This is a genomic window from Wolbachia endosymbiont (group A) of Melitta haemorrhoidalis (assembly GCF_964273365.1).
GTDB classification, from domain to species: Bacteria; Pseudomonadota; Alphaproteobacteria; order Rickettsiales; family Anaplasmataceae; genus Wolbachia; species Wolbachia pipientis.
Genome location: NZ_OZ187004.1, coordinates 583846 through 600681, shown reverse-complemented (window position 1 = coordinate 600681; position 16836 = coordinate 583846). Strand labels below are relative to the sequence as shown.

Sequence of the window (16836 nt, the reverse complement as noted above, 5' to 3'; positions counted from 1 at the left end):
TAACATTAGATGCTTCTTTTAATATACAGATAAATGTGTACTAAAAGTTTTATGTTGTAGGTTTTTAAATAAATTGTATGTCTAGAATATCGTTTTTATTAATTTTAATAATAGCAATAGCAAGCTTGCCGATAATAAACAATTGGCTTTCAAATCGCAGCCAAATGCTAAACGATGATTATATAGGTGAGAAATTAGATAATTATATAAGCAGAAATTTTGATAAGATCGTAAAAACTCTCAAAGAGGAGTCGATTAAAAGTAGTTACGCTGCTCGAGATAATGTAACCAAAAGTAAAATTTCACAATACAAGGATCAAATATTTGACCTTACTTATCCTTACTCCGGAAATGAAAATAGTAGTGTTATAGCTGTAGGCTTCCTTGACTATTCTTGTGGACATTGCAAAGCTATAAAGAATGATATAAAGCAGTTAATTAACGACGGCAAAATTAAGTATATCTTTAGGGATGCTCCAATACTTGGTAACGCTTCTTTAAAGGCAGCAAAAAGTGCTTTAGCTGTCTATTTTCTCGATAAAGAAAAATATTTCGATTTTCACCATGCTGCTTTAAGTCACAAAGGAGAATTTTCAGACGAAAGCATATTGGATATAGTGAAAAACATAGGGATTGATGAGGACGATTTTAATGATTCCATAAAAGATAACGCGGACAAAATTGAGCAAATGATAAACAACAGTAGGCTTCTAGTAAGAGATTTGGGAGTAGGTGGTACACCTTTTTTAATAATTGGAGATAGCCTGTTTGTAGGAGCAACTGATTTGAATGTATTACGCAAAAAAGTAGATGAATTAAGTCACAAGCAAGGCTAGTTTCAATTTGCCATAAAATTTTATTTTTTTGCTTGACAACTCAAATGAACCTGAGTATAGTAACTGTGGGTGTGACAGCAGTTTAACTCAGTAGTCTCATCCACTTTCCATAGCGTCATTTACTATGTGAAACGCTTTCAAATTACAACATTTTCTTCAACCAAACTATTTTACTTTCACAGGAGGGTATATGTCATTCACAGAAATTAGATTTCCAGAAAATATATCTTATGGTTCCACTGGAGGACCGGAATTTTCTACTGACGTTGTAACAACTCACAATGGTTGTGAACAGCGCAACATCAATTGGTCTCATGCACGCACTAGATACAACATAGCTTACGGGGTCAGATCAAACGAGCAACTACTAGAACTAATAACATTTTTTCATGCACGAAAAGGTAAAGCAATAGGGTTTCGTTTTAAGGATTGGTCGGATTTTATAGCCATTAATCAAGAGATTGGTATAGGAGATAACAAAAAAACGACTTTTCAGCTAATCAAAACTTATGTAAGTGGGGAAGATAAGCATATACGTATGATCAAAAAGCCAGTACATGGGACAGTAAAGATTTATTTAAATGGTAAAGAAGAGAGTGAATATTCAGTAAATTATTCAACTGGAGAAATAACATTTATGAAGCCACCAGTAAAAGATGTGATAATCACTGCGAGCTTTGAATTTGATGTGCCCGTGCGCTTTGATACAGATTGCTTAAACGCTTCTATTGATGACTATGGAAGCAATAGCTGGAATAATATCCCCTTGGTGGAAGTGAAATTTTAGTTATAAGCGAGCATAGATCCACATCATAGTAGGGCTACTAGTCACCATCAATTGAAAAAATTAAGCACCACTGAGAACCTGTCTTGAAAGGGAATAAAGAAAAGAGTATGATGAGGTAAGCAAAAAATAGGAGGGTAAATTGTATCCAAGTGATATAAGTGACAAGGAATGGGAAATTTTAGAGCCCTATGTTGCACAAGGAGCGATAGGACGACCAAGAAAACATAACATCAGAACAATTATTAATGCAATAAGGTATATAATGAGGGGTGGTTGCCAGTGGAGAATGCTACCAAAGGATTTTCCCCCATGGAAAACGGTGTATGACTATTTTATCAGGTGGCGTAATAATGGAAAATTGAAAAAAATACATGACATGCTAGTAAAAGAGGTAAGAAAAATGGTTGGTAAAAATGAAACACCTTCAGTAGGTATAATTGACAGTCAATCAGTGAAAACGACTCAAAAAGGGGATCAAGAGGATATGATGCCGGTAAAAAAATAAAGGGTAGAAAACGCCATATTATTGTAGATACACTAGGTCTTGTAATTACTGCAGAGGTACACAGCGCAAGCATTCAGGATCGTGATGGTGCTACCAATCTTTTTATTCAAGCTAAATGCAAAGCTCCAACATTACGTAAGTTTTTTGCTGATCAAGGATACAAAGGTAAATTACAAAATCGATGTTTGTTGGAAACTGGATGTTTGCTAATGATTACCAAGAAATTGGTTGATACAGGATTTCAGGTTATTCCTAAACGTTGGATTGTAGAACGAACCTTTGCTTGGCTTTCCAATTTTAGACGCATGAGCAAGGATTACGAGCATTCTCCTCTTACTTCAAAAAACAATATCTTATTTAATATGATTACTTCTATGCTTACTAAATTAGCTGCTTAACTCCTTTCAAGACAGGTTCTGAGGCTCTATATTTAAATGAGCCTTAGTATATGCAATTATTTTAAACTTTATCACCAGCTATATACTACAATGTTGCTGAGCTTTGCTAACATTTACACTTGAAGCTTGGGGAGATTCTAACTCAGTGCTTTTTTCTTCCTGCAAAATAGAAAGCTTCAACAACTCCTTTAGAGTTGATTTTGCAAGTGTTGTATCATCTTTGTTTAAGATGTAGTCTAGCATGCCGTTTTTCTGTAAGAGATTAACAAAATATCTATCTCCCTCATTAAGAACCTCTATCTTGTTAATACAAGATAATACTAAATCCGAATTCTTTGTTGCTAAAATTCCATTCAAAAAGATATCTAATTTTGTTTTATCTTCAGTTAAGTCTTCAGCTAACCTATTTCTGATATTCTCATTGTCAAACACAATGTACTCGAGGTACGAGGAAGGCTCAATAAGTATAAAGTCCTCTAAAGGTACTAGTTCTAAACAGTTGTCAGCATAAGCAAATATTCCACACTCAGTAATACGCCCTCTTCTTCTCACAACACAGCACTTGGGAAGACCATGATACATTGATAACAAAGAAAAAAGACGTATTATACTTGTACCTCTATCTTTCATTTCCTCGAAAAGCTTCCTATCATTTATTAATTTGTGCAAAATGTAATCCATAGCAGGACCTGGTTTGCGGAAATGAAACATATTATTCTCTTCAAAAATGGCCTCAGCTAATTCGATAGATTCTTTATCCTCATCTATGAAAGCTTTTTCATTTCTATTTAACTGTATGATCTCAGCTTTGCTATCTCTGCGTAGACCAGTTCTCCTTATTAACATCTCAAATATTTTTGTATTCATATATATCCTATATTAATTAAAGTAAATATTAATAATGTTTACTTTTTAAATAAAAATAAATGAAAATTTTAATAAAAATTAAATTTTTTTTAATAGAATAAAAATCTTTTATATTTGCTTGAGTACCAAAAGGGCTTTATTGGTGTAATGCGTTTTCTATTGCGCCTGGCTGCAGTGCCCAGCGTCAAGATCTGATGAACAATGTTCGCTTGCCAGCTTTCGCTTCAATATTTGCACAATTGTGCTAGATCCCCTGCATAACCTGCTTTAAAATCTCCTCCTGCTGCTGAGTGTGAACACTAACATAACCACATGCAGGAGATGCAGCAGCAGGTCTTGCGATACACTTAGGTCTTTTTGCTTGGATATCGAGATTAGATAACACTTCTTCTATCAATGGGTTGACAAAAAACCATCCTCCCATATTTTTTGGTTCTTCTTGACACCATATAATTTCAGCGTTTTTGTACTTTTCAAGTTCATTACTTAGTTTATCTGCAGGAAAAGGATAGAATTGCTCCAAACGTATTACTGCTATATCGTTTATTTTTTGTGCTTCACATATGTCGTAATAAACTTTACCACTGCATATTACAACTTTACGTATTTTATCATTCGAAACTAAACCTGTTCTACATTCTGGAATTACTGTGAGGAATTTTCCTTCAAAGTCAGATAGGTTAGATACTGCTCTTTTGTGGCGCAGTAGCGATTTAGGTGTAAACACTACCAGAGGCTTACGAAAGTCTCTATGCATTTGTCTGCGTAAGACATGGAAGTAATTCGCCGGAGTGGAACAATTAACTACCTGCATATTATCCTCTGCGCAGAGTTGCAAAAATCTCTCTATACGTGCGGAGCTATGCTCAGGTCCCTGTCCTTCATAACCATGAGGCAGCAATAAAACTAGACCGCTTGATCGCAACCACTTTGTTTCTGCAGATGCGATAAACTGGTCGATCATAATTTGCGCACCGTTTGCAAAATCACCAAATTGTCCTTCCCAGAGCACCAGTGAATACGGAGAATCAAGACTATATCCATATTCAAAGCCCATTACAGCATACTCAGATAGTGCGCTATCTATGACCTCAAAGTGAGCTTGCTTTTCATTTATATTGTTTAGCGGAATAAATGCTTCTTCTGTTACCTGATCAACAAGCCTTGAATGACGGTGCGAGAAAGTCCCACGACCAGAGTCTTGTCCTGATAAACGCACTCCTATTCTTTCTGTGAGCAGTGATGCAAACGCAAGACTTTCGGCAGTTGCCCAGTCTATATTACTACCAAAATTTATGCTGTCTATTCTGCCATCGAGTATTTTTCTAACCTTATTGTTAATGTTAAAGTTACTTGGGATATTGCTATTTATACGCACACCTAATTTTTTCAGCTCATCTGGCGGAACACCAGAATCCGTGTAGTATTCGCTCAAATCGTTCAGCTTTGCTCTTCTTAATTTTGACCACACTCCACCGAACCAGTCAGCTTTTTTTGGAGTGTAAGCCGCTGATTCAGCAAGACTTTTATCTAATTTTGCCCTGAATTCACTGCGCAATTTATTTACTTCATCGCCATCTAATACTTTCTCTGCAGTCAATTTTTCTTCATACAATGTTCCAGGAGTTTTATGCTTTGATATCGCCTTATACATAAGTGGCTGAGTGAAATTCGGTTCATCACCTTCATTATGGCCATATTTGCGGTAGCACATTATGTCAATTACTACGTCCTTTTTAAATTTCTGCCTATATTCCATCGCCAGACTTGTAGCAAAACTCACAGCTTCCGGGTTATCTCCATTGACGTGAAACACTGGAGCTTCTATTGATTTTGCTATATCAGTGCAATAAAAAGAGGATCGTGCGCAACATGGGTTAGCAGTAAAACCAACTTGGTTATTAATGACAATGTGCACAATGCCATCCACTTTATAGCCTTCAATATTGCTTAAGGTTAAAGTTTCAGCAACCACTCCTTGACCGATGAAAGCCGCATCACCATGAATTGATATGCCAAGCACAGATCTTATATTCTGTTTTGCTCTTATTCTTCCAGCCAAAACCGGATTTACCGCTTCAAGGTGAGATGGATTAGGGCATAAACTTAAATGTATTTTTTTGCCACCTGAAAGTGCTCGATCAGAAGAGTAACCAAGGTGATATTTAACATCACCGGACACCTCAAGACCACTTGGGTATGCAAGATTGCCTTGAAATTCAGACAGCATTGCCGCATATTCTTTCCCCATCACTTTGGTTAGAACATTGAGTCGTCCGCGGTGAGCCATGCCAAGGACTATTTCTTCAATACCAAAAACCGTAGAATCACTAATGATTTTTTCAATTGCAACGATAGCTGATTCTCCACCTTCAACAGAAAAGCGTTTATATCCAGGAAATTTCATATGGAGAAATTGCTCGAACATCTCAGATTCGATCAAGTGCCTCAGTATTTCCTTTTTATCTTGTGAACTCAGCGTATAGGTTTGATTTTCGATCTTTTCCTGCAGCCACATCCTCTCCTCATAAGAGGAGATATGCATAAATTCAAAACCGATGTTCTTGCAGTAAATATCTCTATAGATTCCAGCGTCACTTGCCGGATATAGATTCGAATATTTCTGATAATCTACTTCCTTATTCACATTGGGTAATAACGGATTAAGATCCGCAAAAAAATGACCGTAAGATCTGAAAAAATTTGCTAAACTAGAAACTGAATCATCCACCTTAGTTACATGTTGTGCACCGCAGGTCTCCGCTTTATTAACTTCTAAATTGCTTGAAAAAATTCTATACCAATCCTCCCCGATTGATTTATCACCCTGCAAATAACGGCTATACATTTCTTCCACAAATTCTGCATTATCACCATAAAGGCAGCTTAAACTCGACATAATCACTATAAAAAGTATCAAATACTTATAAGTATAACTTAAGTTTTTTAAAAAAGAACTTTTTTAGTTTCTATACGTCATACCGCCGCGGTATCTCTTAACATAGATCCCGCTAACACGTAGCGGGATGACGATTGTCAGGGTGTCATTCCAGCGCGTGACGCTGGAATCCAGTTTTTATTTGCAGCCTACTTGACTCGAAGCTAAGTTTTCTGGATCCAAATAGTCAAGGCACTGGGATGACAAAAAAAGGAGCACTGGAATGACAAAGCTATAGGTTGCAAGCGAGACGTCATACCGCCGCGGCGCTAACAAGAGATCCCGCTAACACGTAGCGGGATGACGAATTACTATGCCGCCGCGAACCGTCATACCGCGATTCATTCGCGGTATCTCTTAACATAGATCCCCTACTTAACTGTCATACCTTAACATAGATCCCGCTAACACGTAGCGGGATGACGGTTGTCGTTTAGCTATAAACATTAAGAAATTTACTAAGCGAAAAAAAAGGCAAAAGAAGCCCCGTGGTGGTTGGCTATTTACCATGTACTAAAATATCGGCGTTTTTTTTATTCTAAAACGCTTGATTAAGAGCGATTTAGCTGCTTTTAACTTGCAACTAACCTACACCGCAAGTGTTTAAGAAATTTACCAAGCAGGAAAAAAGGCAAAGAAACCCTAGGGTAGCTAGTATTCAAATTCTCCCTTGTCAATTTGACGTTTTTTGCTGTCTTAAACGCTTTGTAAGCGCGTTTCGGCTTATATAGGTAAAAACCCAGAAATTTTTAAAGACATGCGATGCACGTAGTGCGAAAAATTAAACATGAGACGCCAAATACCCTAAGTTTTTTGTCATTAACCTGCACAGATTGCGAAGATAAATAAATAGCTTCAGTTTCATGATAAAGGGGCTGACGGAGTTTGTCAAGGAAGTTTTTTCGTTTCTATGAGCTACTTGGATGACGAGAAAGGAGCACTTACATATTTATGGCAACCTCATTACCTGCGCTCAAAAAGTTTTTCAATATCACTGAGTTTCATTTCTATATAAGTTGGTCTTCCGTGGTTGCATTGCCCGGAATATGGGGTTTTTTCCATTTGTCTCAGCAGCTCATTCATTTCATCTAACCTCATTTTTCTACCCGCTCTAATTGATCCATGACAAGCGATAGTGGCCAATATTTTGTTCACTTTATCTTCTACTGGCAATGTATCTTCTATTTCCGTTAATCTATCGACTATATTAATTAGCATCTCTTTCACATCTATTGTGCCCAAGATTGCAGGGATTTCTTTTACTATCACTTTATTCTCTGATTTGATTTCAATATCAAAACCCATTTCAAATAACTTATCTTTATAAACTTCAATCATCTCCATTCCGGCTTGATTTTTGATTTCAACCGTTTCAGGAAGAAGTAGTTTTTGTCTTTTTACACTTGATTTTTGTTTTAAGCATTCATATACTAGTCTTTCATGGGCTGCATGCTGATCGACTATAATCAATTTGTCCCTTACCTCTGCAATAATATAAGTATTATAGACCTGACAGCGTGCAAACCCGAGCGGGTGGCTCTCTATCAAATCAACTTGCTCTAACACCTTTTTTTCCAGAACCATAGTCTCCGCTTGTGATGGAAATTTCTGTATGCCGGTATAATCAAACGATTTTGACTGTTCTGATAAGCCTTTTGCTTTTTCATTTGGAGAAGCAAATTCTTTTATTAGTTGATTTTTAAAAGGACTTGGTCTTTTTTCATAAAATTCTTTTTGAACATTAGGTTTATCAAAAGGATCCGGCAATGTTGAATCCATTTTCTGGTCATGCGCTGGAAAAGTGCCTATCCTTCTTGACAATGCTTTAATTAATCCTCTTGTCATTATCTCATATATGAGCTTCTTATTCTGAAACCTTACTTCTGACTTATTTGGATGCACATTTACATCTACTTGATCATAAGGTATCTCTAAATGTAACGCTGCAAAAGGATACCTATCGCTTGGAATAAAATCATGATATGCATACCTAACTGCGCCAATAAGTAAATTATCTTTAATTGGCCTTCCATTAACAAACGTATAGATCTGAGTGGACTTACCACGATTGACGGTCGGCTTACAGATGTGTCCCGTAAGTTTAATGTCGTCTTCTTCTTCATTGATCTCCAAAGAATTGCCCTGAAATTCTTCTTCTACTTCACACAATCTATGAAATAACGAAGTCTGCTTAGCGCATTTTAAGAGCTTTTTATTACCTGAAGTGAGAGTAAACCCTATATGATAGTTAATCATTGCTAGGTTGTTTACAATATCAACAATGCTTTGAGTTTCTGCTCTTTCGGTTTTTAGAAATTTTAGTCTATTTGGAGTAGCGAAAAACAAATCTCGTACTTCAATATGTGTCCCTTGTGATAAAGGGTAAGGAGTTAGCTCCCCTATTTTCTCTCCACCCTCATAACTTATAGACCATGCTTCATTTGCTTCTCTTGCCTTAGACGATAATTTTATCCTACTTACTGCTGCTATTGAAGGCAGAGCTTCTCCTCTAAAGCCAAGATGCTTGATTTCTATTAATTCACTATCGCTCAATTTTGAAGTAGCATGGCGCATAAACGCAAGTTCTAAATCGTTTTTTTCTACTCCGTTACCATCATCTGTCACAATAATAAGGTTACGCCCACCACTTTCTATTTTGATCTCTATTTCTAAACTTCCAGCATCTATTGCATTTTCCACTAATTCCTTTACTACACTTGCTGGCCTTTCTATCACCTCCCCCGCTGCTATACGGTTTATGGTTTTTGTGTCTAAAAGAGTTATTGCCATAGATTTATTATGAAACTGGTTTTTCTTTTACTTCTTTGGTCTGTTTCTCTCTCCACTTTTTTAACCTACCTGCAATTTCACTGTTGGAAATTGACAATATAGATATGGCAGTAATGGCAGCATTATATGCTCCATTTTCTCCTATAGACATGGTTGCAACTGGAACACCCTTTGGCATTTGAACTATAGAGAGTAGACTGTCCAGCCCATTTAATTGTTTACTATGCACAGGAACGCCGATAACTGGTAAACAAGTTAGTGACGCAACCATACCAGGTAAATGAGCTGCACCTCCTGCACCAGCTATAATAACCTTAAAACCTTCTTCTTGTGCAGATTTAGCAAAATTGAAGAGCCTTTCTGGTGTTCTATGTGCAGATATTATGAATATATCATGTGAAACTTCTAATGCTTTTAACATCTCAACAGTATGGACCATAGTGGTGTAATCTGACTCACTTCCCATAATAACAGCAACATCTTTTTTTATTTTTGTCATATTCAACACAATTTTACTTACTAACTAAATAATGTTCCAGCTAAAAAGCAACAAATATTTAAATTATATTATAAATATAATATATAGAATTCTCGTTAAAATAGAAATTTTAAAAATTTAAATAAATATTTATATTAAGATATAGAGATATAAACTTCTTATGTAAGATAAATTTATAAAATAATTATTTTTGTATTTCAAGCTTTGTAATCTTAGCTTGTTCTTTCTATAAATGGTTTTTTCAGATAGACTGATGGTAAAATGGTAATTTAAAATTACTAGAAATTTGATAAAAATATTAATATATAATCAACTTAAAGTTTTAAATATTGATATCATATAATTATTGACAAGTTACATGACATTAATATCTTGGTATATTAAATATTATGTTATAATGTTTAATAAAGTTAATTGATATGTGAGTGTAAGAATTATGGAAATAATATCGTTAAATAACTTAGACAGTGCAGGAATAAAAACAAAGTTGCTTTATATAATAAATAAAATTATAGAAAAAAATGCTTGGACTCAGGCTTTTGCAGCTGAGAAACTTGGTATTGATCAGCCAAAGGTATCGCAAATTAAAAATGGTAAAATAGATGGTTTTTCTTTAGAGCGATTGTTAGGATTTCTAAAAAAACTTGATCATGAGATAACAATCACGATGACAGAAAGCCAAGAAATAAAATCTGAGGCAGAAAAAGTAAAACATGAAGTTGAATCGCAATAGATACAAAGTTGACAACTTGTTTTTTGTGATATAGTATAAAACTTATTAAGGTAGTATCTTATGGCTGAGTCTATTGTAGAAAAGTGTATAGAACGGGTAAGTAACCGTTTCAAATTGGTTCTGTTGGCAAGTCAAAGAACACATGATTTAAATACAGGGGCAAGTAATCCAATTCAAGCAGCTAAGTTTAAAGGTCATAAAAATACCATAGTTTCCTTACATGAAATAGCAGGAAAACAGGTGGATACTCATGAGCTGTTTAGCCTTTTGGTAGGTAGATGCAAGGAATACATGAAAGGAAATATGAATAATGTTTACAGCAGTAATACAAGTAAGCTAGCGAATTTATTAAATTTTTCTGATAACACAGATCTTGATGCAAGTCAAGAAAGCCAAGATTATGAAGTGGATGGTGAAATAGATGATGAAATAAATGATCAAGATGGCGATGAAGAAGTATCCGTTTAGAAATCTACTGAAGTTACATAGTCTTTAAATGATTTGCATTGCTATCTATACACTGTTGTTCTGTATGAGTGTAATGTTGTGTTGCATAGTGTCTAAGTCAAATGATGTGTACAATAAGGTTTTAGCGTTCAATAATTTCTCAACGCAAGTAGTTGTACTTATAACAGCAATATCAATCATTCTGAATAATTTTTTTTTAATTGATATAGCATTGTTGTATGCTAGCGTTAGCTTTATATCAACTATAGCACTAATGAGATTAATGTTGTTTTGATAATTTATGATAGGATCCATTTTCATATTTTTAGGTATTTGTTTGATAATTATTTCAAATATAGGGGTGATCAGATTTCCTGATTTCTATACTAGGTTACATGCAGCAGGTATTACAGATTCTAGCGGTGCAACGTTATTGTTAATTGGTTTTGCTTTGCAGAATGGATTTTCAATCAATACTGTTAAAATAGTATTATTAATTTTTATAATATGGGTAGCTAACTCAACTAATAGCTATATTTTAGCGCGCACTCATTATAAAGTTAAGAAAAAAACTGTTAAAGAAGGCTAAGGTGTTAGAAATATTAAATGTAGTGTTACTTTTGTTGTTACTAACAGTTACGGTTTTTATAGTTTTCTCGCGACATTTAGTCGTAAGTGCTGTTCTAATGTGTGTATTTAGTTCACTGATTGCGCTTATATACTTAATTATGAATGCACCTGATGTTGCAATTACTGAAGCTTCTGTTGGTGCGGGGCTCAGTACAGTTTTTACGTTTGCAGCACTCTCCTTGATAAAGAATCATAAAGTAAATCTATCTCATAACCCTATAACGCTTTTTTTTATGTTATTTCTGGCTGTATGTTTGTCATATTTTATGATTCAATTGCCAGATTTTGGCAGCCACAATGCTCCGATCCACTTGCATGTTGCTCCTTATTATGTGGAAAATACCGAAAAAGCTACCGGTATTCCTAATATAGTGACAGCTATTTTGGCAAGCTTTCGTGGTTATGACACGTTTGGAGAAACTATAGTAGTTTTTACTGCTGCGCTTTGTATAACGTTGATATTAAAAGAAGAAAAAGAAAATGATTAAAGATCCGATATTAAATGCAGTAACATTTTTGATGATACCTTTTATCATTTTATTTGGTTTATACATACAATTTCACGGTGATTACACTCCGGGTGGAGGTTTTCAAGCAGGAATAATTATTGCCTCCGGGATAATATTATATTCAATGCTATTTGGTGTATCTACAACTCTAAAAGCAATACCTTATTCTGTGATTAGATTGACTAACGTGTTAGGTATTTTAATTTATGGAGGAACGGGCGTTGCAACAACTTTACTTGGCCAAAATTTTTTATCTTATGATATCTTGTTAACCAATAATAGAACCGGTCAAAAATTAGGTATTTTTTTGGTGGAATTAGGTGTAGCATTTACTGTCTGCTCCTCTATGTTAATTATATATATAAATTTTGCTCGTAGGAAAAAACAATGACTTTATATAATTATACGATTATTATTGTATTAATGGTGCTAGGTTTATATATTATTATAAACGATAAAAATTTAATCAAGAAAATGATAGGGGTAAGCGTCTTCCAAGCATCTGTTTTGTTATTTTACATATCTCTAGGATATATAAAAAGTTCCTTGCCTCCTATATTGGTTTCAAATTTTTATTCATATAGCAATCCTATACCCCATGTTTTAATGCTTACTGCTATAGTGGTTGGAATTGCAACATTTTCAGTTGGATTATCCATAGCAGTAAAAATGGAAGAAAAGTATGGAACAATTGATTAAGACAAGTGTACATAAATTAACAGTATCTTAAACTATATGAAGTAACAAATAGCCACAAGTTAAAAGTAAAATTATAGACTTGCTCGTTGTAAGTTTGTTTGTTAATAAGAAATAAAATTATAAACTATAAAGGTAATGATGTCAACTATTAATGATGCAGAAGATAAGAAAAAAATTATCAAAGATCTGGTAACTAAGAGTATAAAAAAGGGTGGTTTTATCACCTTTGATGATATAAATGATAAATTATCAGATGAAAATTTTTCGTCTGACTTTATAGATGATGCTATATCTTTATTGCAGGATTCCGGAATTAATGTGCTTGAAAGTAGCGAAGATGAAGAAGATATTCCTTCCAACAGTGATGATAGTAAACTTGATGATGATGACACATCGCCAAATGTTACTGCAACTTTAGTACAAAATGATGATCCAGTGAGGATTTATTTACAAGACATGAGCTCCGTAAAGCTTTTATCAAGGGCAGATGAAATCGAGATAGCAAAAAAAATTGAATCTGAAAAGCATAACATGTTACGCGCAATAATTGAAACATCAGTAACATTAAAGGTGATAAAAGTATGGCGTGATGATTTAAGTAATGGAGCTCTCTTACTGAGAGAAATTATAGATCTGGATGCAATTTATAACTCTGATTTTAATGTGGTACCCAAAGAAGAAAGTGAAGAGAGTGAAGAAAGTGCTGAAGATGTTGAGGATTCTGAGGATGTTTCTGAAGATGCTGAGTACTGTAGTGATGATGAGAAAGATAGTAAAAAAAGTGATGATGAGAAAGACGGTAATAATGAAGATATAAGTTCAGTCAATTTAAATGTTTCTATTCTTGAAATGGAAAGTGACTTATTGCCAAAGGTCATAGTTGCATTGGATGAGATAATTACTTTAACAAATGAAGCGTTGATATTAAGAAAAAATTCTAAAAATTTCTCTAATGAGCTAGAAAATTTGTATAATCAAATATGGTCTATAGCATTACAAATTAAGTTAAGTGATGCTGCTGTTGCCAGAATTACACAAGAACTTTATAAGATAAATAGATCCATTACGCTTGAAGAGGCTAATCTTATTGCTGAGGCTAGAAAATACGATATCGATAGAGAAAGTTTCTATAAAGTTTATGATGACGTGCTTTTAAAGCACGAATTGAAAAAGATAAGTCTTTTAAAGATCAATGAAAATCAGTCCTCTTTTACAGGTGAATTAAAAAACAAATTTTTAAGGTTTATAGACGATAACTCTGAACATATAGCTAGTACCTTGAACGGTATTAAGCAGCATATACAGGAAGATAACGTACAAGAATTTAAGGAGCTAATCAAGAGAATACAAAAACACGAACGAGAAGTCTCTGAAGCAAAGCAAGAAATGATTAAGGCTAACTTAAGGCTAGTAGTTTCCATTGCTAAGAAGTATTCAAAAAGAGGCCTTGATCTGCTTGATTTGATACAAGAAGGCAATATTGGTCTTATGAAGGCCGTGGATAAGTTTGATTACAAACGTGGATATAAATTTTCAACTTATGGCACTTGGTGGGTAAGACAATCAATCACTAGAGCAATACCTGAGCAGTCTAAAGTAGTTAGAATACCAGTTCATATGGTGGAAATTATCAGTAAAATCAACAGAGCATTAAGAAAGATGACTCATGAGATGGGAAGAGAGCCGACGTTAGAGGAATTGAGTGTAGAACTGACAATGCCACTGGAAAGAATACGCAAAGTTATGAAAATAGCAAGGGATCCAGTAAGTCTTGAAGCTCCAACAGGAAAAGATGATAGTAGTACCTTTGGTGATTGTATAGAAGACAAGCGAGTCTCCAGGCCAGAGGATGCTGCAATACTTGCTGACTTGCGTGGCATTACAACCAATGTTCTTGCAACTTTAACACCAAAGGAAGAAAGAATTTTAAGAATGCGTTTTGGCCTTGGTAAAGATGGGAAGGAACATACCTTAGAAGAAGTAGGAAAAATTTTTAATGTAACACGTGAGAGAATTAGGCAAATAGAGGCAAAAGCACTGCGCAAGTTGAAACATCCAAGCCGTGCTAGAAAACTTAGAGGGTTCTTTTAAGTATACGTGTCAAGTTAAGAAGAAGCTGATTTTGCCCGGAAAAAGTGGAGAGCAAGTTAGGCCAAAGTTGTATAATTTCACCGCTATTTTTCTTTTTCTATGAATCTAATGAAACAACATGCTAATCTACGGTAAATATTATGACAAACAAAAATGACAATTCTAATTCAAAGTATAGAAATTTTTATGTTCTGGGTGATAGCTTATCCGATAATGGCGCAATCATTGGAATTTTAAATAATTTATCCTTTGCAAAAAGCGTAAAATTTGATGATCCTTTTTATCAAGGAAGATCTTTTAGCAATGGCCCTACTGCTGTTGAATATATAGCAAAATATTTAGATTTAGATGAATTTAAACCTGGGTGGAGTTATTCATTTTTTGGGAGATGCCACGAACAGCAAGGTCAGAATTACGCAGTTTCATATGCAACAGCATCTGAAATTTTTGACCCTATTTTTTCTTATTTCTTCAATAAATTTCGTTTAGCTAACCAGCTAGATGCGGTAATTAAACATCATCCAGATATAGGTAAAGAAGATTTATTTTGCATCATAATCGGCGGAAATGATGTTATGGTTGCCACTGCTTATGACGATACTAAAGCGGAAGAAGTGTTGGAACAAGCAGTGAGTGAAATATGTAATGCACTTAAGGTTCTAAATGAACATGGTGTTAAGCATGTAGTTGTTGCAAATGCACCTGAAGTTGGCTCAATACCAGCTTTTAATAGAGATGAAGAAGCAAGGGAACTAGCTACAAAGCTCACGGAGAGTTTCAATGCAAAACTGGCTAAAGGCTTAGATTATATGAAGAAAAGTACAAATCTTGAAATAAAAGCATTTGATCTTAACTCTAAAATGAGAAGTATGTTTAGCGAATACAAGAGCAAAGGTTTAAATTGTCAAGATGCATGCACATCGAACATTGCAGACCAAGTTGGGAGATTTAAAGAAAATATAAAAATACTCTTAAAGTTGATATTTAAAGGGGAACTTGACGTTCACTATAACCCTGGGTGTAGCAAAGAAACACTAAAGGATTATTTCTTTTTTGATTATTTCCATCCAACTGCGGAACTTCATCATGAAGTTGGTAATGAAGTGTATGAGTTGATTTGATACAGTTTTTTTGAACATATCCTTTTAAATAGTAACCAGACTGCATTCTGTGATTTTTAGCAAAACACGATCTTTCATTTGAGCTTTCTTCAATTTAAAATAAATACAGAAAATTGCTGCCTATAACTAAACTGACTTAGATTTACCGACAATTTGAAAAACCGTCATCCCGCTACTATATAGTTATTGATATATATTTTCTTTTAAGCTCTTGGTTTTGATCGATAAATGTAATCATTTCATCTTCTAAAGTTTTAATTTGATTACGTAAAATTGCAAGAAGTTCCTCTATTTGTTTGATTATAGATGTATCAGTTACCTGTTGGATTTGGGTTTTTTGTATTTTTGCTATTTCTACAAGTTGGTTTCTACGAGATAATTTTTGTTTCAAGCAATCAATATTACCATTACTAACTGTTAAAGGAGTAACACGCATATCTGTATTATTAATATAACGTGAGATGATACTGCAGTCTATTTTATCAGTTTTTGTAGTAATACCAAGGCTTTTAGCATAGTCTCTCCCACCTTGGTTGAATGACGTACACCTCAAAACCATTGCTTAGTAAAGTATAGGCACATAATTTTTCGTATCCACCAGTTGCCTCAAGACCAATTTTGGTTACATTATGCAAACGTAAAAAGTCCAGCATTTCATCAATGGATTGTACATTGTTTTCAAATATTTTATAATGCTCAAGTGGGTGAATGTGGAGATCTAATTTACTTTTGCTAACATCAATGCCAGCAATAATGTTTGATGAATTCATAATTCCTCCGTAATAATAACATATACTGCATTTTCCAGCCTTATATACGAGCCTAAAAGCTCAATCAGTTGTTCGGAACTTTCAGTATAATAAACCAGAGAAGAGAACCTTGCTGAACAACGATTCTTATAATCAAGGGGCGTGACGATTCCTCTTCTCTGTGTGTCTTTAATCTCACTACTTTGATATTTATAAAGACTTGTTCTTAACATATAA

General features: G+C 34.4%; 19 protein-coding genes. 12 read left to right on the top strand and 7 right to left on the bottom strand.

The annotated features are described in order from the left end of the window. Positions 1–77 precede the first annotated feature (77 nt). From ACICPZ_RS03115 to ACICPZ_RS03105, 3 genes are all read left to right on the top strand, one after another. The gene (locus ACICPZ_RS03115; RefSeq protein WP_010963174.1) at positions 78–836 is read left to right on the top strand and encodes a DsbA family protein; all 759 of its coding nucleotides are present in this window, start codon (positions 78–80) and stop codon (positions 834–836) included. Between the two features lie 190 nt (positions 837–1026). Continuing rightward, a complete protein-coding gene (locus ACICPZ_RS03110) occupies positions 1027–1623 on the top strand; it encodes a TIGR02217 family protein (protein WP_264373651.1) in 597 nt (198 codons plus the stop codon). Positions 1624–1762: 139 nt separating this feature from the next. Beyond that, positions 1763–2526 (top strand): IS5 family transposase gene (locus ACICPZ_RS03105; protein WP_395462124.1). Its coding sequence is split into 2 segments (ribosomal slippage): positions 1763–2117 and positions 2117–2526, totalling 765 coding nucleotides; the frame shifts between segments, so codons are not numbered across the junction. A 78-nt stretch (positions 2527–2604) separates the two neighbouring features. On the opposite strand, the gene ACICPZ_RS03100 is transcribed toward ACICPZ_RS03105, so the two are convergent. The 4 genes from ACICPZ_RS03100 to purE all read right to left on the bottom strand — a co-directional run bounded on the left by ACICPZ_RS03100 (position 2605) and on the right by purE (position 9620). After that, a complete protein-coding gene (locus ACICPZ_RS03100; RefSeq protein WP_264373650.1) occupies positions 2605–3393 on the bottom strand; it encodes a hypothetical protein in 789 nt (262 codons plus the stop codon). Positions 3394–3637: 244 nt separating this feature from the next. Further along, positions 3638–6292: a 2-oxoglutarate dehydrogenase E1 component gene (locus tag ACICPZ_RS03095; protein ID WP_264373649.1), complete on the bottom strand. Its 2655-nt coding sequence runs from the start codon at positions 6290–6292 to the stop codon at positions 3638–3640. Positions 6293–7294: 1002 nt separating this feature from the next. Continuing rightward, a complete protein-coding gene (gene mutL / locus ACICPZ_RS03090) occupies positions 7295–9121 on the bottom strand; it encodes a DNA mismatch repair endonuclease MutL (RefSeq protein ID WP_264374114.1) in 1827 nt (608 codons plus the stop codon). A gap of 7 nt (positions 9122–9128) precedes the next feature. Further along, a complete protein-coding gene (gene purE / locus ACICPZ_RS03085; RefSeq protein WP_264373647.1) occupies positions 9129–9620 on the bottom strand; it encodes a 5-(carboxyamino)imidazole ribonucleotide mutase in 492 nt (163 codons plus the stop codon). Positions 9621–10056: 436 nt separating this feature from the next. Between purE and ACICPZ_RS03080 the strand changes: the two genes are divergently transcribed. The 9 genes from ACICPZ_RS03080 (at position 10057) to ACICPZ_RS03040 (ending at position 15850) form a co-directional block, all read left to right on the top strand. After that, positions 10057–10353, top strand: a complete 297-nt coding sequence (locus tag ACICPZ_RS03080) for a helix-turn-helix domain-containing protein (protein ID WP_010081926.1) — start codon at positions 10057–10059, stop codon at positions 10351–10353. 60 nt (positions 10354–10413) lie between these two features. Beyond that, positions 10414–10821, top strand: coding sequence for a DNA-directed RNA polymerase subunit omega (gene rpoZ / locus ACICPZ_RS03075; protein WP_007548528.1), 408 nt, complete (start codon positions 10414–10416; stop codon positions 10819–10821). Between the two features lie 28 nt (positions 10822–10849). Further along, positions 10850–11095: a monovalent cation/H+ antiporter complex subunit F gene (locus tag ACICPZ_RS03070; protein WP_007548527.1), complete on the top strand. Its 246-nt coding sequence runs from the start codon at positions 10850–10852 to the stop codon at positions 11093–11095. A 6-nt stretch (positions 11096–11101) separates the two neighbouring features. Next, on the top strand, positions 11102–11389 hold the full coding sequence (mnhG, locus tag ACICPZ_RS03065) for a monovalent cation/H(+) antiporter subunit G (RefSeq protein ID WP_006279703.1): 288 nt from the start codon (positions 11102–11104) through the stop codon (positions 11387–11389). Between the two features lies 1 nt (position 11390). Beyond that, positions 11391–11918, top strand: a complete 528-nt coding sequence (locus ACICPZ_RS03060) for a DUF4040 domain-containing protein (RefSeq protein ID WP_015589497.1) — start codon at positions 11391–11393, stop codon at positions 11916–11918. Next, positions 11911–12330, top strand: coding sequence for a Na(+)/H(+) antiporter subunit B (locus ACICPZ_RS03055; RefSeq protein ID WP_006279705.1), 420 nt, complete (start codon positions 11911–11913; stop codon positions 12328–12330). Before ACICPZ_RS03060 ends, ACICPZ_RS03055 begins: the two co-directional genes overlap by 8 nt. Beyond that, complete coding sequence (locus ACICPZ_RS03050) at positions 12327–12638, top strand: cation:proton antiporter subunit C (protein ID WP_006279706.1); 312 nt, start codon at positions 12327–12329, stop codon at positions 12636–12638. Before ACICPZ_RS03055 ends, ACICPZ_RS03050 begins: the two co-directional genes overlap by 4 nt. A gap of 138 nt (positions 12639–12776) precedes the next feature. Next, a complete protein-coding gene (rpoD, locus tag ACICPZ_RS03045) occupies positions 12777–14729 on the top strand; it encodes an RNA polymerase sigma factor RpoD (protein ID WP_012673419.1) in 1953 nt (650 codons plus the stop codon). A 140-nt stretch (positions 14730–14869) separates the two neighbouring features. Further along, the gene (locus ACICPZ_RS03040; protein WP_010082050.1) at positions 14870–15850 is read left to right on the top strand and encodes an SGNH/GDSL hydrolase family protein; all 981 of its coding nucleotides are present in this window, start codon (positions 14870–14872) and stop codon (positions 15848–15850) included. A 175-nt stretch (positions 15851–16025) separates the two neighbouring features. On the opposite strand, the gene ACICPZ_RS03035 is transcribed toward ACICPZ_RS03040, so the two are convergent. From ACICPZ_RS03035 to ACICPZ_RS03025, 3 genes are read right to left on the bottom strand one after another with little or no spacing between them, the layout of a single operon-like run. Then, on the bottom strand, positions 16026–16409 hold the full coding sequence (locus tag ACICPZ_RS03035) for a hypothetical protein (protein ID WP_227738615.1): 384 nt from the start codon (positions 16407–16409) through the stop codon (positions 16026–16028). Beyond that, positions 16360–16620, bottom strand: coding sequence for an IS110 family transposase (locus tag ACICPZ_RS03030; RefSeq protein WP_010082049.1), 261 nt, complete (start codon positions 16618–16620; stop codon positions 16360–16362). The genes ACICPZ_RS03035 and ACICPZ_RS03030 overlap by 50 nt, the downstream gene beginning before the upstream one ends. Next, positions 16617–16832, bottom strand: coding sequence for a hypothetical protein (locus tag ACICPZ_RS03025; protein ID WP_080717592.1), 216 nt, complete (start codon positions 16830–16832; stop codon positions 16617–16619). The genes ACICPZ_RS03030 and ACICPZ_RS03025 overlap by 4 nt, the downstream gene beginning before the upstream one ends. Between the last annotated feature and the right edge of the window lie 4 nt (positions 16833–16836).

What these genes read in the sequence shown, in the direction of transcription:
- ACICPZ_RS03115 (WP_010963174.1), top strand. Translation starts at nt 78, where the DNA reads ATGTCTAGAATATCGTTTTTATTAATTTTAATAATAGCAATAGCAAGC.
- ACICPZ_RS03110 (WP_264373651.1), top strand. Translation starts at nt 1,027, where the DNA reads ATGTCATTCACAGAAATTAGATTTCCAGAAAATATATCTTATGGTTCC.
- ACICPZ_RS03100 (WP_264373650.1), bottom strand. Translation starts at nt 3,393, where the DNA reads ATGAATACAAAAATATTTGAGATGTTAATAAGGAGAACTGGTCTACGC.
- ACICPZ_RS03095 (WP_264373649.1), bottom strand. Translation starts at nt 6,292, where the DNA reads ATGTCGAGTTTAAGCTGCCTTTATGGTGATAATGCAGAATTTGTGGAA.
- mutL (WP_264374114.1), bottom strand. Translation starts at nt 9,121, where the DNA reads ATGGCAATAACTCTTTTAGACACAAAAACCATAAACCGTATAGCAGCG.
- purE (WP_264373647.1), bottom strand. Translation starts at nt 9,620, where the DNA reads ATGACAAAAATAAAAAAAGATGTTGCTGTTATTATGGGAAGTGAGTCA.
- ACICPZ_RS03080 (WP_010081926.1), top strand. Translation starts at nt 10,057, where the DNA reads ATGGAAATAATATCGTTAAATAACTTAGACAGTGCAGGAATAAAAACA.
- rpoZ (WP_007548528.1), top strand. Translation starts at nt 10,414, where the DNA reads ATGGCTGAGTCTATTGTAGAAAAGTGTATAGAACGGGTAAGTAACCGT.
- ACICPZ_RS03070 (WP_007548527.1), top strand. Translation starts at nt 10,850, where the DNA reads ATGATTTGCATTGCTATCTATACACTGTTGTTCTGTATGAGTGTAATG.
- mnhG (WP_006279703.1), top strand. Translation starts at nt 11,102, where the DNA reads ATGATAGGATCCATTTTCATATTTTTAGGTATTTGTTTGATAATTATT.
- ACICPZ_RS03055 (WP_006279705.1), top strand. Translation starts at nt 11,911, where the DNA reads ATGATTAAAGATCCGATATTAAATGCAGTAACATTTTTGATGATACCT.
- ACICPZ_RS03050 (WP_006279706.1), top strand. Translation starts at nt 12,327, where the DNA reads ATGACTTTATATAATTATACGATTATTATTGTATTAATGGTGCTAGGT.
- rpoD (WP_012673419.1), top strand. Translation starts at nt 12,777, where the DNA reads ATGTCAACTATTAATGATGCAGAAGATAAGAAAAAAATTATCAAAGAT.
- ACICPZ_RS03040 (WP_010082050.1), top strand. Translation starts at nt 14,870, where the DNA reads ATGACAAACAAAAATGACAATTCTAATTCAAAGTATAGAAATTTTTAT.
- ACICPZ_RS03035 (WP_227738615.1), bottom strand. Translation starts at nt 16,409, where the DNA reads ATGGTTTTGAGGTGTACGTCATTCAACCAAGGTGGGAGAGACTATGCT.
- ACICPZ_RS03030 (WP_010082049.1), bottom strand. Translation starts at nt 16,620, where the DNA reads ATGAATTCATCAAACATTATTGCTGGCATTGATGTTAGCAAAAGTAAA.
- ACICPZ_RS03025 (WP_080717592.1), bottom strand. Translation starts at nt 16,832, where the DNA reads ATGTTAAGAACAAGTCTTTATAAATATCAAAGTAGTGAGATTAAAGAC.